Raw genomic sequence first — 24,906 nt, forward strand, 5'->3', positions numbered from 1 at the left:
GTGGTTCTCAAACTCGTGCAGCCTGCAGCAGTGCAGATGCAACCTGAGGATTACTGGAAAAATGTAAATGCGTATACAAAGCCATAACGTTTCTGACCTTAACCCCATCACTGCCTCGATCTCGTCCCTGCGAATCGACAATCCTTCCACCATACTCCAGGTCACCCTTGGCTTGGAGGCATGAATAGTGAAATTCATGACCACGAACTTTTATGCCCTGCTCTCCTAGAATCCCAGGACACGTCAAGGTCAATTCGCGATACCCAAGTATCATCTTCGTTCGACTCATGACTGATTCCCCAGGAATCACACCAACCATTTCGTGTGATCGCCCATCAAAATCTACAAGAGTAGAGGTCAGGTACATCAAGCCGCCACATTCCGCATATATCGGCTTCCCGTGAGAGGCAAACTCCTGAATCGCCTTTCGCATCGACACATTCTGCTCCAATTGCGCGGCATGGACTTCTGGATAGCCACCACCAATGTAGAGTAAAGCGACATCCGGCAGTTCTTCATCATTGAGTGGAGAAAACTTCACAAGCTCTGCACCTTCTGCCTCGAGCATTTCAAGATTGTCTTGATAGTAAAAACAAAAGGCTGGATCATAGGCCACACCAACCTTGATTGTGCGTTTCGCCTTTCGACTCGGAACATCTCTTGCTTCACGCTCCTCGTGACTCGTCAGTTCAGGCGCTGACTGCGCAAGCTGTTCAATCAAATCCAGATCGACTGTTTCTGCTATCGACTCCCCTAACGTTGTATAAAACTGTTCACTTTTTCCCTCAAGCGCTGTTTGAAGACCCAAATGCCGATCGGGAATCGTCAGTTCAGGATTCGGACGAAGATAGCCCACCACGTTGACCTTCGTTTCATTTTCAACCGCATCCTTCAAAAGTTGGAAATGGCCATCGCTTTTAATTCGATTAAATAGGACACCATTGATATGAAGGGCTGGATCAAACGTTGCATATCCATGCACCATGGCCGCAGCTGAACGAGCCATGGCGCTGGCATCGACAACTAGGAGAATAGGCACTCCAAGCTGCTTGGCCTGCTCAACGGCGCTGCCTCGATCACTGACAGCAGAACTCCCGTCAAAAAGGCCCATCATGCCTTCAACGATTGAAAGATCCGCATCGCGAGCCGCTGTCAGAAAGGTCGTTCGATTAGTCTCATGGTCGAGCATCCACCCATCAAGATTTCTTGAATCCCGCCCGCTAGCCATGCGATGGTGCCCCGGATCGATAAAGTCCGGGCCAACTTTAAACGGCTGGACGCAACGCCCCTTCGCCCGGAACGCCGCAAGAAGCGCCAAGGTCACGGTCGTTTTGCCCACGCCACTATGTGTACCGGCAATCAATAATCGAGGATAGGTCATCATTTACTCTTCTGTTGAAGGTTCAGAGAAAACAGGAAGTTCAAAATTCACACGCACACCTCCCCAGACTGAACGACCAGGTGTCCCGTAAAATAAAACTTCCTCATACTTTCTATCAGCGAGATTTTCGACACGCGTATAAATTTGTACATTGTCCGTCATGTGGAAGGTTGCTGAAAGATTGAAGAGATAAAAATCAGGGAGAGGACGTTGATTGCCTGTCGTACTAAACCTCGATCCCACATAGCGGACAGTACCCGTCAGACTCAACGGCTCCGTGGGCTGATATGTCAGAGACGCACTTCCTTGGTGAACAGGCCACCGCGCTAATCGGGTGCCGGTCATCAGATCTCTCGTCGAGGTATAAGTATATTGACCATCCAAACTAACACGTTTAAAACCTGGCAAGTCTTCAGCAACGACCACATTTAGACTTGTTTCCACGCCTTTCACTCTCGCACTTCCGATGTTTTGCGCGCAAAACCCAAATACCGTAAACGGCGCACAACCGACTGGATCAAACGCAGTGACGATCAATTGCCGATATCGACTCCAAAAATATCCAATACTCATATTAAGACGTTTTTGGAAGAGCGTCTGATCAATTGCCACATCAAAATTTTGACTAGTTTCTGGGACTAACGTAGGGTTCCCAAAGTTTGGGAAAAAGAGTTCATTGATATCAGGCGTTCGAAAACCTGTGGCATAGCTCGCTCGTAATTTCGTCCCCGTCTCTTTCAATAAATACCCGCCGGTCACGCGATAGGTGGTCTTATCCCCGGCCGTATTATGCGCATCCTGACGAACTCCAGCTGTTGCAAAAAATCGATCAAACAGATTCAGTTGCGCCTGGGCAAAGCCCGCATGACTCGAAATAACTTTCTCTGCAAAACTGCCCTTGTTTTTCCCAAGCTGTTCACGAAATTGATACCCGACCGTCACAATGACAGGTTTCCCAATATAGAAATTACTTTGCCATTCAAGCCGATTACTTTTCGTTCGAATATCTGAATTCCCAAAATCCGGTGGGACACTCGTGAGTCCTGTCGTGAGGCTGAGCTGATTCGTCCCTGCTTGAGTGATCCCGGTTTCACGGGCTTGAGACACCGTAATCTTTTGATCCCACCAATCTGTGATTGGCTGATGATACGTCCCGCTGTAGATATACTGACGGCTCGTTGACTTGGCTTTGTAGACATCAAAAGGTCCGCCAATGGTACTCGGATTATCAAGGTCGATATCATTATTAATCCATCGAAACGCAAATTCCAACCGTCCATCCCAGGGCGTATTCACCCCGATCAACGAAGACCCTTGCCAATTTCTAACCGCGTCACGTTCTCCAGCACCTCGACGAAAATTGATCGAGGAAAATTTACTCATATCCCAACGCGACAAAGCCACAGAAAAATCTATAGGTCCAACCTGTCCAGCAAGGCTTCCACCCTCTCGAGTCGAATTGAATGACCCATACTCAGAGAAAATTCTTGCCACTGGGACTCCCTTGCCCCGTTTCGTTCGAATATCAACTACACCTCCCATAGCATCCGATCCCCACAACATGCTCTGGGCTCCTCGCAACACCGTAATCGACTCAATGTTGTCCGTCGTCAATATTCCCAGATTCGCATCCCCTAACGTGGCACTGTTAATAATAGCGCCATCAATGAGCACCAATGTCTGTCCAGACTGTCCTCCCCGAATTCGAAGAGATGCCGTCGTCCCTGGTCCGCCTGTTGAAAAAATCGCTGCGCCTTGGCTCAACCCAAGTGCATCAACAAGGGTGCGATCGTTTCGACGTTGAAAATCTTCTGCTGTAATAACTTCGACTGCACTCGTGATATGACTGAGCGGCAATGGAGTTTTGGTGGCACTGACGATAACAGGGTCTAACTGTTGAACGTCTTCCGATGTCGGTGCCTCTTCAGCCAACAGAAACGTGGGAAAAAATACGGCGAGATTCCAAGATAAAAACACGAAAACACGAATAATCGATCGATGATAGCAAGAAAACATGAACCCACCTCCCTTTCGCACGAAGGGTGTTATGGAGAAAATTGGACAGTTGGGTCTCCTGACTTGCGGATCGTTGCGCCTCTACGCCTTCCCATGGATGTAGCATCCACAGTGACCTGTTTGTAGAGTTGCTTCCCGCTTACAGTGGCGGCACCGTGCTGGATTTCCACCAGCTTCCCCTTCACTGCCAACGCGATTACTTAAATACCTCTTCTCCTTATTGTTGTAAGTTTTAAAAACGCATCTCGCGAAACAAATCTTCTCATGCATGTTCTTTTCTTGCGAGATACAAACGACGAGATACGAGATACGAAATTCTAGACCGGCAACGAAACTCTCGGCATCCCCGACTGCGGATGCCGATCGACCAACACCGAACATCCATAGACCTGCTCTAAGACATCCGGTCGGATCACGTCTTCCGGCGTACCGCTTTTCACGATACGCCCACGATCCAGAAGCATCAACCTCTCGCAATATTGACTGGCAAGATTGAGATCATGTGAGACCAGAACGACCGTAAGTCCGCGGTCTTGATTCAATCTTCGCAATATTCTGGCAATATCCAACTGATGATGCAAATCTAAAAATGCCGTCGGCTCATCCAAGAGTAACACCTTCGGATCTTGAGCGAGCGCTCGTGCAATGATTGCACGTTGTCGTTCACCTCCCGAGACATCCGTAATGAGTCGATCAGCCAGATGAGCGACATCCAGATCTTGCATCGCACGTTCCGCAATCACAAGATCCTCGGAATCTTCCCAGTGCCAGCCCCCCAAACCAGTATGATGTGGGTAACGACCCATCAAAACCATTTCGCCAATGGTAAACGGAAAAATTTGCTGCGTTTCTTGTGGAACGAATGCCACGGCTTTGGCAATGGCTGCTTGCGAGAGCCGCTGCATATCTTGCCCGTAGAACTCAATACGTCCTTCTTGGATGGAGAATACTCCCGCCAAGAGTTTGAGCAAGGTACTTTTCCCGGATCCATTGGGTCCAAGTATCCCGAGAATTGACCCCGCATCAATCGAACAGTTCACATCCGTTAAGACCGCCTCGGGGGTTTTCGCAAAGCGGGACCGATAACGGTAGGTCATCCCTCGCACAGACAATGCAGGGGGCGTACGGGAATTCTCCAGTTTCATCATGTCACTATAGCCGTTCCAATATACATCCATCTGTATGACGTGTGTTTTTGCGCTGTGTACATGATGTAAAATCGGCTGGAAGTTACTTGGTTTCGCTATAGTGTCGTAAACCGAAACCCTGTAGCAAGGAAGATATTACGCTCCTTTAACAATTTTTCCGTAATGAACTTGACTATTCTTAGGTAAAATCACAATCATTTGATTCTACGACACTAGCTGCGCTCGGCGATTCATTAAGAGGTAAAGAAAAACTGGTCCCCCGACGATGGCCGTCACGACTCCGACGGGAATCTCAGCCGGACTAAAGAGCGTTCGCGCCACCGTATCGGCCACCATCAGAAAGATACCGCCGGTTAACCCAGCAATCGGCAGTAAAAGACGATGATCTGCTCCCAATGCCAGACGAACCGCATGCGGAACGATGAGCCCCACAAACCCGATCAGGCCGCTAAACGCCACAACGGCTCCCGTCACCAAGGCTGTGGCAAAGAACACCAACTTTTTCACTCGCTCCACTTCCACGCCAAGGGATCGCGCCGCCTCTTCGCCTAACGTCAACACATTGAGCGACTGCGCCTGAGACCCCAAGATCAACAGCCCAATGCCAAGATACACTGCCAAAATTCCCAACGTCGGGTAATCGGGTCCAGTCAGTGATCCCATCAACCAGGCATACATGCCAAAGGCACGATTCGGATCGGCCACACTCGTCAGAAACATGATCAGGGCGGAAAACACCGCGCTCAACACCACCCCGGCCAAAAGCAGGGTATAGATAGAAAATCCGTATTGCGTTGCGGCGATCCGGTAAATAATCAATAATGAAATAACCGCTCCAAGAAACGCACATATTGGCAACGCCGATAAACTCCACATAGACACACCGACTCCAAATAAAAGTGCGATAGCAGCCCCAAGCGCAGCGCCACTGGAAATCCCGAGGACGAATGGGTCTGCCAAAGGATTACGCAACAGTGCCTGAAGCGATACGCCAACCGCAGCCAAACTGGCACCAACCAAGAACGCCAAGAGAAGACGTGGCAATCGGACTTGGAGAAGGATCACATGTGTTGGGTCCTCCCCCGAACCACCTTGAGATACCGCCGTCATGGCCTGCACGAGAATAGTGAATATGCGTGGGAGTTCGATGACTTGCGTTCCATACCGCAGACAGACCATCAAAGCCAACATGGCGAACACAAGAAAGGCACTAACCCAGACACACCAACGACGGAGTGTGAGCGAGCGAAAATTCGAGACAATCGGTTTTCGGTGAACCTCCGAACGAACTGGCGCAGCGACATCGACTGAAGACTGCGAGGACGGTAAGGGTGGAATCTCTAATGTGGGCTTCACGATATGATCACAAGAAAAGTTTTTACGTTTAAGGTCTAAAGGGGCACCTTAAAAAAACTCAGACCTTAGACTAATCATCACGTTGGTTTATGGTCTCATTCTGCAGCACTTCGGGATGAAGGAACCGAACAAGCTGCTTGAGCCCCTCAATAATCCGTGGACCTGGCCGGTTCAGTAGATCGCTTTGCACTTGAAACAGGTGATTCTCTTTTACGGCCGTGATGGTATCCCAGCGCTTCCAGCGGTCTTGTTCGGCTTTCGGAATCCCTTCAAACCGGCCAACAGGAAACAGTAAAATTTCTGGGTTTTGCCGCAAGACTTCTTCCATTGTCAGTCGAGGATATGGCGTCGTCGCCTCCTCAGCCGCATTGCGACCACCGGCAAGCTCGATCAAATGATGGATAAAACTCCCCGGCCCGACCGTGATGAGTGGTTCGGAATTTAAGACATACAACAAACTTGGACGACGACGATCTTTCAGTTGCTCCGATAGCTCGGCAATTTTCTTGCGCAACGAAGTCGTCTGCTCATTCGCCGCATCGGAGCGTCCCACCATCCGTCCAAGTAATTTGATATGCGCCATAATTTCTTCAACGGTATGGGGATCTAAGATAAATGTGGGAATTTTCAACTGCTCGAGTTTCCTGAGGAGATCGGCTCGCATAAACGATTTCGGAGCTAAGACGAGATCGGGGTTCAGTGCGACAATGGACTCGATATTGGGTTGTGCATACCCGACCACAGTCTTTTCTTTGGCCTGTGGAGGATAATCGCAAAACTCTGTGACTCCCACAATCTCATCGTTTAAACCAATGGCAAAGAGAATCTCTGTGATACTCGGAGCCAGTGAAATAATCCGTGTGGGATGTTTAGCCAGAAATAACTTCCGCCCCATATCATCAAGAAATGTCCGTGGCGCCAAGTTCGCCATAAACGGCATCCCAGTTAATATTCCTTGTTGACGTCGTTTCATAATTGAGTCATCCGTAGCCAGAGCCGCCGATACGCTCGCTCCGCACACCATGGCACAACACAACAGTCCTGCGAGAATATGCCGAATGTCATAGCGAATCACAAAAATAAAAAATCCCCAAGGCCTGAAAGACCCTGAGGATTGCACCCGTTTCATCATCCTCACCCATTCCCCAGCCCACGAGGGAAAGAAGGTCTTGAATGGAGAAGTATTCTGGCTTCTAGATTTGCATCCAGTTACAGCGGCGGGACCACGTGGGACTTGCACCCACTTCCCTTCTTCCACTCTTAATATGTTGCCGTCGACTGTAGGCCAGTAGTTCCAGGATTGTCAACTTGATCTTGTTCAAACACAAACGGGCATGTTTCTCTAGGGTTTCGTTCAGGAGAGCATCATCCAAGCGCTCGCATCCTGGACAACGCTTCATCACGCTCAAAGTTACTGGAAGCTGATTACGCGCAGTCCCTAGCTACCCAAATCAGGTCAATCTTGGGCTTCGTTCTCGCTGGGCCTCTCGACTCGTTTCTGATGTTACCTGTCCGTTCGATTATCGACAGAAAAGGTTCACATTAGGCCCCCCATGCCGCGACCTAAAGTCTCGCCGGTCAATGACCGATTTCATAAGGGTACGGAGGAGTGAACGTCTTCTCTCTCATAAATCTAGCCTGAGGAGTGCTATGCAACTGCAAGAGAAAACGGTTGGGCAGGTTCGTATTGTGACAATTGAAGAAACCAGATTAGACGCAGTCATCGCGGACGAATTTAAGAAGCAAGTGCTAGAACTCCTCAAAACTGATCCACCGCATTTGTTGTTGAACATGAAAGAAGTCAGTGTCTTAGACAGCAGTGCACTCGGCATCTTCGCCCTCGTGTACAAGGCCTGCAAAAAACAAGGTGAGTTTGCCCTCTGCGAGGTCAGAAAAAATGTTCAGACTCTCCTAAGAATGACACGGCTCGATCAGGTCTTTCCCTGTTATCCGACGGAAGAGGAAGCGATTGCGGCACTCGCGAAGAATGTCCCCGTCGCGCAGAACGCAGGAGAATAGGACTGACAACCAGATTAGTGTCATCGACGAACTCTCGCGTGACAGGCCAACTCATTCCTCTGGGGGCCTGCCCTCTTGAAGGTACGTGCCTTTCACCCATCCCGTCTGCTCTTCATATCTCACACGGCACCATCGTAACGAGACCGCCAAGTCACGCTCCGGTTCGGTGAAACGTGTCCATTCCTGCATCGTGAACTCCGGACTACAGCTCAGGTTTTCTAAATGTGCATAGCCTGCAGGAATCCGAGCCAGAACCGGAAACTGAATCGTCGGCCCTTTTCGTAGATTGAGCACAGCTCCATGCGACACACCATGCACAGCCCAATAATCCGGGCCATCAGCCTCCGCGGCGGCAATATCACACCACACCCCGAGTAGGCACAACAGCAAGAAACAGAAAATCCACGCACCCGATTTAATAGTCATTGGGGTGAATAAAAGCTAGTTGAGATAGATGTGGAATTGCACGCTTTCCGGGACATGCGGTACTCTTAAAATCTCGATGAACATAGACCGCGCGATCGGCTGGACGCATGGAGCCAAGATGCTTCATGGCCCGAAACGTTCCATAGTTCGGATGACTGGGGTCATGCTTGAGCCATCCTAAAAACCCTGAAAGCAGATACATTCGCTTGCCCACATCGATTCCAGCCACCATGCCATCGTCAAAGTTTCCAGCCAATGCAATGCCAATACCCTCGGTATTATGCCCTTTCGTATGTGCGCCGGAACGGTCTTCGCCACGACCTTCACACACCACGATTCCATTATTCTTGGACATCAAATACACCACGAAATTATACGGCACGTCATTGCCCAAATCTGGACGAATCGTTTGCAACGTGCGCATATTGCGGTACACCTCCGACAAGGTTTCCCATACGGACGGAGATGAATCGCTCCTATCGGACACGACGGTATGATGCATAATCACATGCGTACGCTTGCTCCGTGGAACACGGTGACCCTGACGCGGAAACGTGCTTTTGGCTCCCCAGCCTTGACGATCAACGAAGGTCAGTCCTGGGAGAATCTCAAACTTGGCCATATCGCTACCCCCTTTCGAATATTCGCGTATGTCCTAACTCACGACACACACGCTCCGAGGCAATCTGTGTCCCGACTCAGAGTGATCATGGACTTCAGTATCGTGTCTCAACAGCATCGTTCTCTTCAAGTCTCTACAACTTGAAAGTCGTTAAGGCCGAAGACATGAAGTCAACGGTTCAAGATTGATGTGCTTTTCCACATGGTCTGCCCATCGATCGAGTGCATCCGATAATCGTTGCGATACAGCTTCTGACTCTAATACGTCAACCACCGAAAGCCCTTTGCGTTCACGAATTCGATTCAACCACATACGGCGAAAAACGGGTTGATCAAACACGCCATGAATATACGTTCCCCAAACTTTTCTGTCTTCGCGACAGGCGCCATCAAAGACACGCTCTGTGTCTGACATGATTTGAAAACATGGGTGCAGGTCATTCCCCGTTGTCTCGCCCATATGAATTTCATAGCCTTCAACAACATGACCGAAAAACGAATCGTAAAGTAAAGGATGAGCTTTTACCTGCACAGTCTTCTTTTCGGCAGTCAATGTCGTGATCATCTCTAACAGACCCAATCCCTCTATAACGCCCCCGCCTTCAACGCCCTGCGGATCAGTTATCTGACGACCCAGCATTTGAAACCCACCACAGATCCCCACAATTTCAACACCGTGGTCTAGCTGCCTTGTCAGTGCTTGCATGAATCCTTCGTTTTTCAAGTATTCCAAATCTGTAATTGTGGTCTTACTGCCAGGAAGAATCACCACATCAGCTCCATCTAATTCCTTGGGACTTCTTACATAACGCAGGGCAACATCAGATTCAGCAGACAGATGATTGAAATCCGTAAAGTTACTCATATGCGGCAATAGCAACACCGCGACATTGATCGTTGTCGCAAGAAAAGACGTTGTTCGAAATCGATCAACTTCGACACTATCCTCTTGATCAAGCTCAAGATGACGAAGATAGGGAAGCACGCCTAACACAGGCACACCCGTTCGCTCTTCAATCATCGTCACTCCATCTTCAAACAGCGTCGCATCACCCCGAAACTTATTAATGATGATCCCTATCACGCGTTCCCGTTCGTTGGGGACAAGAAGATCCAGAGTCCCAATGACTTGAGCAAACACCCCGCCACGATCAATGTCTGCCACTAACACCACAGACGCATCGGCCATCTCGACAACCGGCCAATTCACAATGTCCCGATCGCGTAAATTCATTTCCGCCGCACTCCCGGCTCCTTCAATCACAATCACTTCATAGTCTTGTGCAAGACGTTCATAACTGGTTTTCACGATATCAAATAAGGCCGCCTTATTCCCAAAATATTCCTGCGCTTCTTGCGTGTTCCAGACCTTTCCCTGCACGATGACTTGCGATCGTTGATCCGTTTGAGGTTTGAGTAAAACTGGATTCATATCCACATGCGGCGGTAGCCCGCAAGCTTCGGCCTGAAGAACTTGCGCCCTTCCCATCTCTCCACCTTCAAGCGTCACAAAAGAATTGAGCGACATATTTTGCGCTTTAAACGGTGCAACCTTGAGCCCACATCGGTAGATCAATCGACACAAACCAGCCGTGACGAGACTCTTTCCGACATCCGAACCCGTACCAAGCACGGCTAACGCCTTCGTGTGTACCCTAGGGCCATCATTACTCATCCTTCTTGGGTTCCCTCCAATGCGTCCTGTCTTCTCCAAGTCGAATTTCGACTTTCGTGGAAGCTCTACTATTACCCTCAAAACGTTTATGGTACATTCAACTATCGTTCACTATTAATCATTTCACCATGACGGCGGAACTATGAAGATTCACCAACAATCGGGACACGTATTAGGCACTTTCTTTTTAATCCTTATATTGATCAGTTCCATGAGTGCAGCAAGCATGGCCAAGACCAACAATGCGCACCCTGAAAAGCCCAGTACCTTTAATTCTATCCTCAAAAAAGGTCAATTAGACATCGGCGTTTCGCTGTTTACTCCTTGGACGTTAAAGAATTCACAGGGAGAGCTTGTGGGCTTTGAGATAGATATCGCTAAGAAGTTGACCAAAGATATGGGGGTTACACCAAAATTCCACGTACTGGCTTGGCATGACATCCTCCCTGCACTACTCAATAAAGATATCGACATTATCATCGCAGGCATGGTGATTACTCCACAAAGAGCCTTGAAGGTGAATTTCAGTCATCCGTATGTTGAGTCTGGCATAGGGCTCGCCACCAATCACCAACGTACCAAATCCTTTACCAGCCTCAAGGATTTGAATCAACCTGACAGTACGATTGCCGTCGTCACGGACACCGTAGCGGAAAACCTAGCTCGTCGGGTATTCCCGAATGCTTCGATTCAGACGTTTCTCACAAGCCAAAAAGCCATTCTTGCTATCACGGCCGGGAAAGTCCATGGCTATATCGAGCACAACCCGCTCCCCACATTTCTCGCCCTTGATCATCCGGACAAGGTAGACACTCCATTATCAAAACCACTCCTGACAACAAAAGCGGGGTTCGCGGTCAACAAGGGCGATGCTGATTTTGTTAATTTCTTGAACGCGTGGATCATCGCCCGGGAAGCCGACACATGGTTGGCATCGGCCCATAAATATTGGTTTAGATCATTAGAGTGGAGAAAAGATGCTGGAGTGAAGCAATGACAGATCGCCTTGATGGCCATGCACAATGGTCCTCACCATACCTCTGCGGCCTCATGTTCGTGATCCCTCTTCTCTTTGCAGCAGGTATCATTGAACAATCAGGCCAACATGTCATCCTTCCTGATGAGGACTCCTATCGTTCAAACTTTTCCGAGACGATTCTCGAATCATCGGAATGGCGAAAACCTCAATCCCCGGGATTACCATGGCGGTCACCACCGCGACCTGCACTAGAATGGCGTACTCCTCCATCCCCCAAATCCACAAGCCGCACAACCCATTCGGGCATTGAACTCTTCCCCAAATACCGCCCTGGGGCCCCAACAAACTTTGATTACATCCACAGAGAAGAAAAACCACAGATCAAGATATTTGAATTCGGTTCCTCATGACTGAAAACTGACGCAGTTGTTCAACGGAGGATACGAAACTGTCACGTTCAGCCTGATTGCAGAAACGCTTGAAAAGAAAGGCTGTCTACAGGGTGAGGAAAATAATTATGAAGAGACGAATTGATTGAGGACAACTTTGAGAAGCCCAGACTCCGAAGGCACTAATTCACTTTTGACGGCGCGATTTCGTCCATCGACTTTTGCTTGAGCCATCGCGCGGTCGGCAGCAGAAAACATATCTTCAAAATCACAAGGAAAGTTCGACGGGAGACTGACAACTCCAAAACTCGCGGTCACTGGAATACCGCTTGGGTTCGCGGATTCCACAACACTGCGCAAACGGTCGACTTTCTCGCGTGCATCACTCTCGCTACAGTGAGGCAACGCCAATGCAAATTCATCGTCATTGGTCCTCGCGACAATATCTTCATTCCGAGAAAAGGTCTTGAGTATTTTAGCCACGTCTTGCAAGACCATATCTCCAATACTTTGCCCGTACCGCTCATTAATGAGATGAAAATGATCGAGGCCAAACACGACAAGACTCAAGGCATACCCGTGCCGATAGGCTTCATTGGCTCGCTGACTTCCGGCATTGAGAAGGTAGGGCTTACTGAACAGAGAGGTTAACTCATCCGTCATCACTAACTGACGAAGCTCTTGCTCTTGAGACTCAACCTTATCCGCAAGGTTTTTAATGAGGAGAAGATTTCTTACGCGACATTGTAATTCCTCTTCAACGGCAAGTTTCCCGACAACATCATTCGCCCCTTTTTTCAGCGCTTCCGGCACGGACGAACGTTTTTGGGACCCACCGATAACCAAAATCGGACATTGAGATTTAGGATTTTGACTCGATCGAACCGCATCGATTAAATCAAATTCGCGTGACGGACTTTTCTCCCCTATCGCGACGACCACCAAATCATAGTCTTCTCGTTCAAAGGCCTCAAAGGCCAATTGCGCGGAAACAAATTGCACCACGGTCAGTCCCATACGTTGAAGCGCGTCTTTCATGGACTTCGCAGCAGAAGAATGACCATCGACATACAAGAGTCGGCCTTTAAAAAAACAATTCTTTTGAATCAATCCGATAAGACCCGTGATATACTCAAAAAATTCATTCAGGTCTTGGTTCGAAAATACCTGAACTAACCCATCATGGACATCCGTGCGTACAGCTTGCGCCCCATGTTCCGTAAAAATAAAGACCGGCGTTCGCTGATTACATTCAGACAACTTCAAACCACCGAAAAACCGCTTTTCCGTTGTCTGCTCTAGAGGAAAGTTCACGCAAATAAAGTCAAATGCCTGCTCTTGAACCAACTGAAGAGCCTCTGATCCATCACGACAGGGAACAACAGCCACATCATGATGCTCAAAAACTTTTCCGAGTCTCGCATGATCAGGCGCACAAGAATCTACGATCAATACGCGCAAAGCACTGCTAAAGGTGTGTGTCGCACTCGGACTAAAGAAGGGTATGGCTGGCTTCATAGATCGCGATGTAATGTCAGTAATGGTCTTGCAAACGCACTATCATTAAGCTTCACACATTTCTCTAGATAATTATCGGAATATTGGAGGATTGGCTTAACCTCTAAAAACCTGAAACAATGAGCCAAATATTTTACCGACTGACTCAACGCACATTCCGGAGCCATACCTTTCTACAGGAAGGATAGACGGGCCCGAGCGCGCGCGAGAGCTATTTGAGAACCCAGGCATTGTGTCAGGACTTGACTCTCGACCCAAACTATCGCCACCATACGGGACAGTAACCCAGGCGCATGAAAAAGGAGAAACGGGCATGAACCATGACATATGTAGTATTGCCAACAGTATGACGTTAAGTGTCTTGCTTCTCTTGGGAGCTGGCTGTACCTTAAAAGCCACCACCGAATCACTGACAGACACCACCACCAACATTCTCTCCTCTACCACGCCAGGAGCCTGGTTTACCGCCGATGGACTTCTCAAGCCAGAGGAAAAAGTGAATGCGTTTATTGCAACGAATTATCGTAATCTTCAACAAGACATGGCTCAGGGAGAGGGTGAATACCTAACCGCATTAGGAGCCTTGCTCGAGATTCAAGAAGAGAATATGGCATTGTTTCAGACGCAAGCACAGGAAAACTTTCACCACATATTTGTCGCCACAGCACAGCATCCACAATCTGTATCCACCCTGCTTGCACACATGCAAGGACAACGGCAAGCAGATTCATCAGTTATCACATTTGACCCGTACCAAGACTGAAAAGTTATTCGTCTTACTATTTTTCCCCACCACTTATGCGGCTTGCTACTCCATACTCAAAACCTTGATTTGTTTTTCAAGGGGCAATCGACCCTTTTGCGAAATGCCATGCCCCGTCAATACATCGTCCCACTCTCTCATGTTTCTCACTAACGGCTGGACACGAAGGCGTCCAGCAAACATGAAGCCAACAGATGCCTCACCTGCCAATTGATACGATCATTCCCAAGTTACAACATACATTTCTGACTCATCGAAATGTCGTGCTGAGTGCATTGCCCGGCGCGGGAAAAACAACTTGCGTCCCACTAGCCTTGCTCAATGAACCATGGATGCAGAATCAACGAATGATCATGCTAGAACCACGTCGCATAGCGGCACGTTCCGCTGCAACATTTATAGCCTCACGTTTAGATGAACAGGTTGGGCAGTCCGTCGGATACCGCACTCGACTGGATACGCGAATTGGACCACATACTCGTCTGGAAGTCGTGACAGAGGGCATTCTCACGCGACTGTTACAAGCTGACCCGTCACTCACGCCATATAACCTCGTAATCTTTGACGAATATCATGAACGTAGTCTTCACGCCGATCTGGGGCTGACCCTTTGCCTGCAAACTCAGGAAGTATTACGGGAAGATCTCCGCATCCTGGTGATGTCGGCAACGTTGGACACGGAAGCTGTATCAAATCTTCTGAATCATGCACCAATCATCACCTGCGAAGGAAAGATCTTTCCAGTAGAAACTCACTATCTATCGCAACCCCCCAATACCAAAATTGAGTCAGCCATCGTGGCCTGTATTAAACACGTACTCACACATGAAACAGGCAACGTATTGGTCTTTCTCCCCGGTGCGGGAGAAATTCATCGAGTCCAACGGATGCTGCTCACGGCCAATGTAGGGAAACACTTTATCATTGCACCACTCTACGGAAACCTGTCTCAACAAGAACAAGACCAGGCGATACAACCGACTCCGGCTGGCATTCGCAAAATCGTATTAGCCACCTCGATCGCCGAAACCAGCTTGACCATCGAAGGCATTCGTGTGGTCATCGATTCAGGGCTCATGCGGGTCCCACGTTTTGCCCCACATAGCGGTATGACTCGGCTGGCTACAATATCCGTGTCCCAAGACTCCTCGGAGCAACGACGTGGAAGAGCCGGACGTCTGGAACCTGGGGCCTGCTATCGCCTTTGGTCAGCCAATGAGCAATCACGATTACGTCCACGAACCTCTCCAGAAATAGTCGAAGCCGATCTGTCGACCTTCGCACTCGAACTTGCGGCATGGGGCATTACCGATCCTCACACACTTTCTTGGCTGGATCCTCCACCGGATGGAGCCTTTGCTCAAGCCCAACAGCTCTTGACAGGATTGGGAGCGATTGATGAGAAACGCCGCATCACCCCGCACGGCAAACACATGACAACCCTCCCCCTACATCCACGGCTCGCGCATATGATTTTAAAATCTCAAGAATTAGGAATGGAACTTCTCGCCTCAGAAATCGCAACGGTTCTGAACGAGCGCGACATACTTCACACACATGCAGGCAAGCCAAATGCCGACCTTCGACTTCGACTCGATCTTCTGCAACCATCAGCCATCAACAAACAAATGCAGACGATTGATCGGGCAAACTACCAACGTATCCTGAAATCAATTGAACAGTTAAAAATTCAACTGAAACTTTCTCCAAATAAGCGTCCCTCTTATTCTAGCACTCATTCCATTGGCCTTCTCCTCGCGTTCGCCTATCCAGACCGTATCGCACAACGCCAAAGCCGCCAGAACCGTCAGTTTCGGCTATCCAACGGCAAAAGTGCCAGATTCCTTCAATCAGAATCACTGGCGACAGAAGAGTATGTCGTGTGCGCCAAATTGAACGGCACACAACCTCATGCTCAAGTTGTTCTCGTCGCCCCAGTGAGCATCGACGAACTCGAGGAGCAGTGCCCTGACCTTTTTAACGACATCGAATTCGTTGAATGGGATGACCTGCGCTTGGCTGTACAGGCACGCAGACAACGCCGACTCGGCGAATTAGTGATAAAAGATCGCCCACTTCAAGAATCGTCGTCCAGTCTCATTACATCCGCATTACTCCACGGCATCAGACAACATGGGATCGACTGCCTGCCATGGACAAAAGATCTTCGGAATTGGCAAGCACGCGTGCTCTACATTCGAAAGATAGAAAGCGAAGAATCTGGCTGGCCCGATGTTAGCGACACGCATCTCCTGGAAACATTAGAACAGTGGTTAGCACCGTACGTGAGCGGCATGTCTCGGCTGCACGAGGTCAAGAACATGCAACTCAATGTTCCGCTACATGCACATCTTGCATGGAACCAACAACAGGTGCTTGAACAACAAGCCCCGACACATATGACGGTGCCAACAGGGTCAAGAATTTCGTTGGATTATTGTTCACACGACATTCCCATTCTCGCGGTCCGACTACAAGAACTGTTCGGACTACAAGAGACGCCCAAGCTCGCACATGGGAAAGGACAGGTCATGCTTCATCTTCTGTCGCCAGCACGACGTCCGATTCAAGTCACACAAGATCTCGCCAGCTTTTGGAGGAATACGTACCAGGAAGTAAAAAAGGAACTCAAAGGTCGCTACCCCAAGCATTATTGGCCAGATGACCCGTTACAGGCTCAGCCGACCAGAAACATGTTACGGAAAAAATAAAAATGAATCTTTTGCTACAGACCCTCTAGGCTAGTGATAGAGGACTATCGTCCTATTACGGCATCATCGCTTAGCTCTCACACAGCACCAAGGAATCTTTGAAAGCGGATATTCAAGAAATCAAAATACCTAATCATCCAATCATTCACAACTACAGAACAAAGGCGCTAACTCATAAGCCTCCCGTTTACATTCATCTAGCAAATATACTTTTCTGAATGCAGAAGGAGGAAGATAGGATAACCAATCTGCACACTTTTGTGCCAATTCTTTGAAGGTGAGATGAGTTGGACTTTCAAAAGGCGTATTGTATGCATAGGCTTGACCGTAGTGAATAATGAGTCGTACATCTCTATCAAAGGTAAGGGCATATCTGCTTACCTTTTTCGTGACCACTTTCTTAAGAGCTGAATTCGCTTCTTCTGGATCATATGAACCTCCAGGATCTTGGAACATTATCCAAGGAACCGAAGAAAACCTATCTTGCTGTTCACTCTTCTTCCAAATCCAAATACGATCGATGAATTTTGCTAACACCTGATACTCTTTGACCTTTGGGTAGAGAATTGGTTCCGATAGTTGACCTTGAGTCTGTAGGAGCGCATCAGCGTCAAGAAGTAGGTCGGACAACTCTTTGCAGCATTTTGGGGCCAAATTATCGGACAGGTCTTCCATTGTCCTGCGAAGTTGTAATGTGCATCGCATGACATGCCTTGTCAGATTATCAAGTCCATCGAAAGTAGCCCGAAGCTTCGAGCGTAAATCCTTTAGTTTCATTGCTGCTTGCATTTGTTTTGGGTTGAGCCACTCTCCAAGCTCCCACCAGACTTCACACCCATTCAATGTTGTCACCACATCTGGAAATTGCTCCGTCTCATCAGGATAACGATCAACTGTAACTTGACTAGCCATAATGGGACAGGCGATCAGGAATGAAGTAAAGACATACTCACTGCGATTAGTATGTGAAAATCCTTGAGTCATATCAAAACCTTTAACGAGAAATGCGAAAGACACACGGACTTATGGAAGATAAAAATGAGACACTTGTACCGCTCTACGACTTCGTGAATCTGCACACGACTCAACTTTGGTGTCAAAATTGAGTCTATCTCTTCTTCCTTCACTAGCAATCGTACTTAAAATCCTAACGCGAATAGACACGCGGCCCGTGCATTGGCCAACTTACTGGTGCTTAACGAAGCAATGCGAGGACCGATTTTACTTTTTGACACGGTTTGAAGATGATCGAAGTTTATTGCACAGGATTTTGGCATCCCGTCGGCCGTAGTCAACGCCACTTCAGATGGAATGTCACGAATGGTGGAGGTAATCGGGGCCACCGTCACTTCAGACAACCACTCCAATACAGAGTCTCGTGTGAGAATCACCACCGGTCGTTTCTTGTCCGGTTTGGAAAATCGGTACCAATGGATGTCCCCATGCTTCATCTCACTCTACCCATACCTGTTCATCTTCCCAATCGCTGAACTCTTTTGCTTTAACAGGCTTTCGCCGATACCCAGCACGATGCTTTCGTTCAGCGTCTGTCGTTCGAAGCTTCTCCAATGCCAATCGCAGTGCGTCACGTGTAAAACCCGAGCGTGTTGTGCCTATCTTTTGAGCGGCTTTATCCACTGCAACAAGAAGACCTTCATCTAAAGTCATTTGCACTGTCTTCATCACACCTCCGATCTCTTAATAGCTATAGTTATAGCTATTATACTCCACACGAATGATCTGTGTAAATATGAGCCACCATTGCTCTCCCCCTGATGAGTTCAGGCAAAGCTAAGTTGGAAGGAGGTACTCAAGAATTTAGACTTGGTCATATTGCAAAACATAGATATCCATGTAGACCTCACCTTACCCCGGAAATCATACCTCGTACATACAATACAAAAAGATAGAGACAAACGTGAGAGAAAAAACACGAGTCCATTTCATATTTTGGGAAATAGTAAGTCGTACATCGTTTGTTGGGTTCAATTTGTTGCGGAATATCCTGAGGTTTTTTCAATGGAAGCTTGCAAGCAACCCTTAATTCTTCCATTCCGAGTGATACGCCCCCTAATGCTTCATACTACCCACAACGTATTGCCTTTTAATTGCCGTACAGAAGAAGATGCATTCATGGAATTTCACGGATTTGAATGGAGTCCACTCGCTGTTGGGCTAAGACGTCTGAGATGATAACGACTTTTTCACCCGACTGAAAATGCTCACGGGCTTTTAAAATCCTAAATGCGGTTTGTAACGTTTTTTCCGGGTCTGAGCTGAAATCAATTCGAAATGGATACACGCCTCTATTCAAAGTCATCGTCCGACGGGATTGACTCCCGTTGGTAAAGGTATAAATGTTTGTGGAAAAGGGACGGCAATTTGACACAAAGTCTGCCATAAGGCCTCGTCGAGTGATTACCACAACTCCCTTCGCTTTCAATCCTTCCGCAAGTTGAACGGCCGCGACCGCTAATTGCTGCTTGTCAGTTGTCTGCCGTAACTGTTTCGCAAACTGTAAGCCCGGAATGGCTTCCGTTTTTATGGCAATTTTCTTTAAATGTTCAACGCATTTTAGTGGATATTTTCCCACCGTCGTTTCTCCTGACAACATGACGGCATCAACTTCTTCATAGATCGCATTCGCCACATCTGTAACTTCAGCACGCGTGGGAATCGGATTATGAATCATCGACTCCAACAAATGAGTTGCGACAATCACGCGCTTGCCAGCTTCAGCACAGAGTCGGACAATTCTGCGCTGTACATTTGGTAAATCCTCCAAATCGATTTCTGCACCTAAATCTCCACGCGCCACCATGATGCCATCCGATTCTTCAATAATTTCTTCAAGGTTGCGAACACCTTCCTGATCCTCAATCTTGGCAATGACTTTGATCTTTCTATTTTTGTTGCCCATGAGATGTCGCAATTTCTGAACATCGTCAGCTTCTCGCACAAACGAAAGTGCAATAAAATCCACATCGGCAGCTAACCCAAACGCAATATCTTTTTCGTCCTTCTGCGTAATTGCCGGAAGGTTGACACGAATCCCTGGTAAATTGACATGACGTTTACTCTTCAACACCCCTCCATCAAGCACGCGGCACTGCATGAGCCGATCCTGTTTTTCCAGAACCTCAAAATTGATCAACCCATTATCCACGGTAATCTTATCGCCCACATTCACGGTCTCCATTAAATCCGCATAATTAATATGAATAGAACTTTCCTCCACATCCATAGGCCCACGTGCGGAGATAGACACAATCGTGCCTTGCTTGAGATTGAGATCAATCGACAAATCCCCTGTACGAATTTCCGGACCTTGCGTGTCTAAGAGTATTGGAATCGGATACTCCACCTTTTTATTCAGCGTTTTGATGTGCTTAATGACTTTGGCATGCGATTCGTGGCTTCCATGGGACATGTTGAGACGAACAATATTCATCCCGGCATCATACATTTTCCGAAGCATCTCATAAGATTCTGTGACTGGCCCAATGGTGCAGATAATTCGTGTTTTTTGCATAAGACTCTCCGTGAAAAGTGAATTATCGCTTATTTTGAGGGATTTGCAAATGCAGTGAGGATGCTCGAAACCCTGTACGTCGTGTACATGTTAGAAAAATGGAGTCATCGTCCGAAACGTCACTCCCGAGAAATTGTGATATCTTCCTGACGACCGCGTTATCGTCAAAACTCAGACTCCGCGCGAGGTTTACGCTCGAGAACAAAAACAGTAGTATTATAGCGAATCCACATGTACAGCATGTATGCTTGAACACGGTAGTTGGATAACGGAGAGCGTGTGAAATGCCGCCTAAGCTGGCATCAGATGCCGATTGATGTGTTGACTACAGGTGTTCAAGTATAGAACGTTCAACGTGGCATCACACGCTTCAAGGGTACGGACATTCATTGAATCAGCTATAATCATACTCCGTATTTCGTGGATCATGAACTGGGCACACTGATGAGGTAAGAAATGACTGAAGACAACAGTCAATCATTGGATTTTGTGACTATTGATGGGCTTCTCTCCTACGGAGAGACAATAGCGCACTGTCCGCCTGTACAAGGAGCTGAGGTTCCACCTCTTCCGTCTCAAGTCAAAGACCGTCCACAACGCGCTCAAGAAGCCATGAACGCCATAACCGCATTCGTGAAAGATGCCCAAGTCGGGTTTGCCAATGCTGCATCATACAGCCATGCAAGGCAGACGCTCATTCAGGAAGCCTGCGGGGGCGATGCATTGGTGTTTTTTGCTGCGTGGAATCAGCTGCTAGCCAAAGGTGGACTGTCGCCTTTATTGCGTGCGCCGATTGGGGCCACAAAAAAACCCATACGCCGCCGCCCCGTGGCTATCGTGCCTCGAGAACATATGACCCCCAATTTAGCGGAAGGACGGATCGTCCTTGATATTGGCGACGATCGATACTGGTTAATGCCCAGAGATTTACGCGCTCGCACATTGTTTTTCACCATGCGGCACGGAGTCTCCCAGATGGACAGTAAGAAATTTCGTGTTGGACGAAGATTCCGCAACATACTTGATCCTGAAAAGGGAATCCCCAAAGCTGAGGCAATCGGGACTGCCCTGGCCCGGACATTGGGTCTAGTAGGCCAACAACTAGACTTCCTCCATCTGCACAACTACCTGGACTCCAATTCCTTTGTCCATATGGTGAGTCAAAGTCCTAATACCCGCCAGCTCTTTGAACAGGTCGTCTCCATCCTTGCGCCTGAAACAGCCGAAACCACCCAGCCTATTACCGAATGGGCGTTAGAATCACAGGACTTTGGATGGGCGACAGGCATTGAGAAAACGACCGAAGTCGAAGAAGCCGCCAAAGCCTTTGGCGTCGACACAAACACGGCACAACGTCTGATTAAACATCCGCTGTACAGTTATCCGGGAGGCCATTCGTTTTTCGAACTCTACATCGAGTTAGTCGATGGATTTCATCAATTGGGACAAACACATCAGGGAAAGGTTCTCTGCTTGTATACGCATAGCTCGACTTTGCGTGCCTTGTTAATTTTTCTAGACCCCCGCCCATTCAGTGAAGCGTTTTCAGAATTTGGAGCCTATAAAGAAGGACAAGATAACGTCGTCCTTCTTACCTTCGAGCATGGACAATTATCAGGATATTCTACCGCCGTGGGATTGTCGGAGCGAGAACGGGCAATCCGTAAGGCGTGGATGACGGTGGAACAAGAACGGCGGACAAAGGTAACCCTGAAACCACGTCGAATGAAGCGTCTCGTTGCGTTAGTGTCTGGTGGAGATTTTGCTGGAGCTGGTGCAGCATTGAAGGAACTCCGCGTCACAGGAAACCGGTTAGGCCTGGAAGTCTATTTTGCTCATCACGGCTTCCTGGGGTTAGCGAATAATTGGATTGAACGAGTGACGGAGGAAGACACCCGTGGCATGAGTAATCACGCCAGCAGCCCAATTGGAAGCAGCCGATTTGAAATTTTCAAGGAGGAGGAAGCCCAAAGAGCAGCCATCCATCACCTCACCCCCTACATGGAAGATGGAGCGTTAATTGTCATGGGGGGCGACGGCAGCATGCGCGGTTCTCGCGCGATCTTTGAACGATTTGGGGTACAGGTTGTGGGCATTCCGGGATCCATCGATGACAATATCGCCGGAACAACATCACTCGGGCTTCAATCTGCGGTCGCTCTCGCCAACCAGTCTATTGAATCATTGAAAGCGACCAGCGCTGCCATGGGTAGTGTGTTTTTTGTCGAGGTCATGGGAGCCGGGTCCGGTCACCTCGCGTTAATGTGTGCCTACCAAGCACGAGCCGAGGGACTCTTAGTCAATGAACATCCGGATCCTGATGCTTACATCGAAGATGTCATTTTAGGCACACTAAAACAGACCTTGGGCGTTCGAAATAAAAGCCACATCATTATTGTGGCCGAACGCACGCCACATCATCATCATCCTGAAGGTGGAGTGCATGGTCTGGTAGACTATGTTGCCGGAAGAATTTCTCGGTGGACTCACCTGCAAACTCGGCCTGGCTCATACCCTCTTTCCGTCGCGACCAAAGCGACCATTCTTGGCCATACCTTACGAGGGGCCTCTCCGACTCCAGTGGATAAAACCATGGCGCAACACTTAGCTTATGAAGCCATTCGGCGGTTGCTCGAACAGCCCGAACACGTTATCGGGTGCATGTTGGCCTATCGCGATTCCGGAATTATCCAACCGATCCCCTTGCATGCCCTCGCACCCAAGCCATTTGACTGGGAGCTCTTTGCTCGAATGCACGGAACTGAATTGTCATAACAACAACCCAGATACGATTCCGCAATCAAATGACTCAACGCTCATTGAGATCCCAGTTATAATCCAAATAAGAGATACGAAGCTTTCCGTTCTTTAACGTAGCCTGCATATCATCAGGGGCAATGGGAGTGATGAACGCAATCACGCCCCCCTTAGAATCAAAGTCCTCTTTGAACCATTTGAAAATTGACGAGAGATAGACTTGGTTCTTTGCACGGTTTACGCGAAGTCCTTTGTCTTTATTGGCGAGAAACTTCTGCAGTTGATCATCAAGCTGCGCATTCAGATCTTTCACCCTATAGGCTTCCGTTCGAAGATCCGGACAACTGACTGAAGCACAGACAATGGCAACGTGAATTCGTGGTTCACTCAACTTGCGCAAAATTTCATGTTCGATTTCATTGAGCGTTCTCGTTTTTCCCCCAACCGTTCCAACGTCTTTTTTCCACACAGCCTGAAAGAAACTTCCTGCATCTTTAATACTCTCCACAGGATAGTGGTCGAGGACCATCTTCACAGCCATGATGTTATACACATTGATCCAAAATGCTAATTTGTCTTGTGTCGTTCGAAGGTCAGAGAGCGAGGCCGTTTCTAAATCGTTCACTAAATTCCTATACGCAGGATCTTGTGCAAGTTTCTGATAATACACACCATGAAGGTTGACGCCATCAATTGTCGTCTCCTTCACATATTTCTTTAATAAGCTATCCCACGTCGAAAAATCAAAAGCCCACGCAGGTTGCGTAGCAAAAACTACCAAGATCACACATACGGAAATCCGTTTTAGGAACTGAAATTTCATGACCGCACTCTCCATTCTCTATCTCTATCTACACATGACTAAAGTCCCGCATCACTTACCATGCACAACATATGCAAGGTTTCGTATTAGGAAGTCTCGGAACATCGAAAAACATTACATGGGTCCCCACTATCACATCGCACTCCTACCCTCATACGATAATGAAGCGAGACATAACGAAGACGAATGTGTAGGTAAACTCAAGCGTTTATGTGTAAAAGGAGAGAAGCAGGTCTGTGGTGAGACAGCAATGAACAGCAAGGCCGAAATGAAGAGAGACGCACGAGCAATACACAAGACAACGTCTCATATCATTCTCACTTGCGAAGGTAGACCTACTCACGCAATCCTTCGTATCTCCTCAATGAACAGCGAGAAAACGAAGGATTGATTGATCACCGAGTCAGATACTGACCAGAGGGTTTCACGTGAGTCGCGTTATCGAGTGGCTCATCTCTAGTTGGAAGTTTCTGTTCGGTACTCAGCGTTTCTCGCGGTGCTGTGTCAATTCTCGGTGACGTCCACTTGAACGGACGACTCGTATGCGGCCTAGGAGAGGTGCCACGCATTCGATCAAATGTTTGCTCGACCATTCCTGGGGAAGGCAAACGAACGATTCCCTGAGAAGCCATTCCAGGCATCGCATCACCTTGCCCGGCATGAAGCAAGAAAGGCAGTCCCATCAATAGAACAACGGTCAGTAATGTATATTTCATAATATCTTCCCCCTACTGAATAAATGGACCAATGAGAACTCAGAGACCATACGTATTACAGCAGCAAATATTTTGC

General features: G+C 48.2%; 21 protein-coding genes and 2 riboswitches. Of the genes, 6 read left to right on the forward strand and 15 right to left on the reverse strand.

Features of this window, described 5'->3' with window-relative positions:
• Positions 1-7: 7 nt before the first annotated feature.
• The 5 genes from ACWHX8_RS12335 to ACWHX8_RS12355 form a co-directional block, all read right to left on the reverse strand.
• A complete protein-coding gene (locus ACWHX8_RS12335) occupies positions 8-1,384 on the reverse strand; it encodes a cobyrinate a,c-diamide synthase (RefSeq protein ID WP_447968428.1) in 1,377 nt (458 codons plus the stop codon).
• On the reverse strand, positions 1,385-3,397 hold the full coding sequence (locus ACWHX8_RS12340) for a TonB-dependent receptor plug domain-containing protein (protein ID WP_447968429.1): 2,013 nt from the start codon (positions 3,395-3,397) through the stop codon (positions 1,385-1,387).
• A 31-nt stretch (positions 3,398-3,428) separates the two neighbouring features.
• Positions 3,429-3,624: riboswitch (cobalamin riboswitch) on the reverse strand.
• A gap of 90 nt (positions 3,625-3,714) precedes the next feature.
• Positions 3,715-4,545, reverse strand: coding sequence for an ABC transporter ATP-binding protein (locus ACWHX8_RS12345; RefSeq protein WP_447968430.1), 831 nt, complete (start codon positions 4,543-4,545; stop codon positions 3,715-3,717).
• A gap of 204 nt (positions 4,546-4,749) precedes the next feature.
• A complete protein-coding gene (locus ACWHX8_RS12350; protein ID WP_447968431.1) occupies positions 4,750-5,901 on the reverse strand; it encodes a FecCD family ABC transporter permease in 1,152 nt (383 codons plus the stop codon).
• Between the two features lie 70 nt (positions 5,902-5,971).
• Positions 5,972-7,033, reverse strand: a complete 1,062-nt coding sequence (locus ACWHX8_RS12355) for an ABC transporter substrate-binding protein (RefSeq protein WP_447968432.1) — start codon at positions 7,031-7,033, stop codon at positions 5,972-5,974.
• Positions 7,034-7,060: 27 nt separating this feature from the next.
• Positions 7,061-7,195: riboswitch (cobalamin riboswitch) on the reverse strand.
• A 356-nt stretch (positions 7,196-7,551) separates the two neighbouring features.
• Between ACWHX8_RS12355 and ACWHX8_RS12360 the strand changes: the two genes are divergently transcribed.
• Positions 7,552-7,920 (forward strand): STAS domain-containing protein, encoded by a 369-nt coding sequence (locus ACWHX8_RS12360; RefSeq protein WP_447968433.1) that lies wholly within the window; start codon positions 7,552-7,554, stop codon positions 7,918-7,920.
• A 51-nt stretch (positions 7,921-7,971) separates the two neighbouring features.
• Here the strand turns inward: ACWHX8_RS12360 and ACWHX8_RS12365 are convergent, their stop codons facing one another.
• From ACWHX8_RS12365 to ACWHX8_RS12375, 3 genes are all read right to left on the reverse strand, one after another.
• Positions 7,972-8,346 (reverse strand): SH3 domain-containing protein, encoded by a 375-nt coding sequence (locus tag ACWHX8_RS12365; RefSeq protein ID WP_447968434.1) that lies wholly within the window; start codon positions 8,344-8,346, stop codon positions 7,972-7,974.
• Positions 8,336-8,968 carry a hypothetical protein gene (locus tag ACWHX8_RS12370; RefSeq protein WP_447968435.1) on the reverse strand — a complete coding sequence of 211 codons (633 nt, stop codon included), beginning with the start codon at positions 8,966-8,968 and terminating at the stop codon, positions 8,336-8,338. The genes ACWHX8_RS12365 and ACWHX8_RS12370 overlap by 11 nt, the downstream gene beginning before the upstream one ends.
• A gap of 150 nt (positions 8,969-9,118) precedes the next feature.
• Complete coding sequence (locus ACWHX8_RS12375) at positions 9,119-10,642, reverse strand: cobyric acid synthase (protein ID WP_447968436.1); 1,524 nt, start codon at positions 10,640-10,642, stop codon at positions 9,119-9,121.
• Positions 10,643-10,853: 211 nt separating this feature from the next.
• Between ACWHX8_RS12375 and ACWHX8_RS12380 the strand changes: the two genes are divergently transcribed.
• Complete coding sequence (locus ACWHX8_RS12380) at positions 10,854-11,639, forward strand: transporter substrate-binding domain-containing protein (RefSeq protein ID WP_447968437.1); 786 nt, start codon at positions 10,854-10,856, stop codon at positions 11,637-11,639.
• Positions 11,636-12,031 (forward strand): hypothetical protein, encoded by a 396-nt coding sequence (locus ACWHX8_RS12385; RefSeq protein ID WP_447968438.1) that lies wholly within the window; start codon positions 11,636-11,638, stop codon positions 12,029-12,031. The genes ACWHX8_RS12380 and ACWHX8_RS12385 overlap by 4 nt, the downstream gene beginning before the upstream one ends.
• A 105-nt stretch (positions 12,032-12,136) precedes the next feature.
• Here ACWHX8_RS12385 and ACWHX8_RS12390 read toward each other — a convergent pair whose 3' ends face one another.
• Complete coding sequence (locus tag ACWHX8_RS12390; RefSeq protein ID WP_447968439.1) at positions 12,137-13,528, reverse strand: diguanylate cyclase domain-containing protein; 1,392 nt, start codon at positions 13,526-13,528, stop codon at positions 12,137-12,139.
• Positions 13,529-13,841: 313 nt separating this feature from the next.
• Here ACWHX8_RS12390 and ACWHX8_RS12395 point away from each other — a divergent pair, with 313 nt between their 5' ends.
• The gene (locus tag ACWHX8_RS12395) at positions 13,842-14,291 is read left to right on the forward strand and encodes a DUF3015 family protein (protein WP_447968440.1); all 450 of its coding nucleotides are present in this window, start codon (positions 13,842-13,844) and stop codon (positions 14,289-14,291) included.
• Positions 14,292-14,485: 194 nt separating this feature from the next.
• Positions 14,486-17,002 carry an ATP-dependent helicase HrpB gene (hrpB, locus tag ACWHX8_RS12400; protein ID WP_447968441.1) on the forward strand — a complete coding sequence of 839 codons (2,517 nt, stop codon included), beginning with the start codon at positions 14,486-14,488 and terminating at the stop codon, positions 17,000-17,002.
• Between the two features lie 141 nt (positions 17,003-17,143).
• Here the strand turns inward: hrpB and ACWHX8_RS12405 are convergent, their stop codons facing one another.
• The 4 genes from ACWHX8_RS12405 to pyk form a co-directional block, all read right to left on the reverse strand.
• Positions 17,144-17,986, reverse strand: coding sequence for a hypothetical protein (locus tag ACWHX8_RS12405; protein ID WP_447968442.1), 843 nt, complete (start codon positions 17,984-17,986; stop codon positions 17,144-17,146).
• A gap of 155 nt (positions 17,987-18,141) precedes the next feature.
• The gene (locus tag ACWHX8_RS12410) at positions 18,142-18,453 is read right to left on the reverse strand and encodes a type II toxin-antitoxin system PemK/MazF family toxin (protein ID WP_447968443.1); all 312 of its coding nucleotides are present in this window, start codon (positions 18,451-18,453) and stop codon (positions 18,142-18,144) included.
• A gap of 1 nt (position 18,454) precedes the next feature.
• Positions 18,455-18,685: a ribbon-helix-helix domain-containing protein gene (locus tag ACWHX8_RS12415; protein ID WP_447968444.1), complete on the reverse strand. Its 231-nt coding sequence runs from the start codon at positions 18,683-18,685 to the stop codon at positions 18,455-18,457.
• 448 nt (positions 18,686-19,133) lie between these two features.
• Entirely contained in the window at positions 19,134-20,534 is a 1,401-nt protein-coding gene (gene pyk / locus ACWHX8_RS12420; RefSeq protein WP_447968445.1) for a pyruvate kinase, read from the reverse strand.
• A gap of 456 nt (positions 20,535-20,990) precedes the next feature.
• On the opposite strand from pyk, the gene ACWHX8_RS12425 reads away from it, so the two are divergent.
• On the forward strand, positions 20,991-23,309 hold the full coding sequence (locus ACWHX8_RS12425) for a 6-phosphofructokinase (protein WP_447968446.1): 2,319 nt from the start codon (positions 20,991-20,993) through the stop codon (positions 23,307-23,309).
• Positions 23,310-23,343: 34 nt separating this feature from the next.
• On the opposite strand, the gene ACWHX8_RS12430 is transcribed toward ACWHX8_RS12425, so the two are convergent.
• Complete coding sequence (locus ACWHX8_RS12430) at positions 23,344-24,114, reverse strand: DUF547 domain-containing protein (RefSeq protein WP_447968447.1); 771 nt, start codon at positions 24,112-24,114, stop codon at positions 23,344-23,346.
• Between the two features lie 395 nt (positions 24,115-24,509).
• Complete coding sequence (locus ACWHX8_RS12435) at positions 24,510-24,830, reverse strand: hypothetical protein (RefSeq protein ID WP_447968448.1); 321 nt, start codon at positions 24,828-24,830, stop codon at positions 24,510-24,512.
• Between the last annotated feature and the right edge of the window lie 76 nt (positions 24,831-24,906).

The organism is Nitrospira sp. M1, assembly GCF_965152605.1.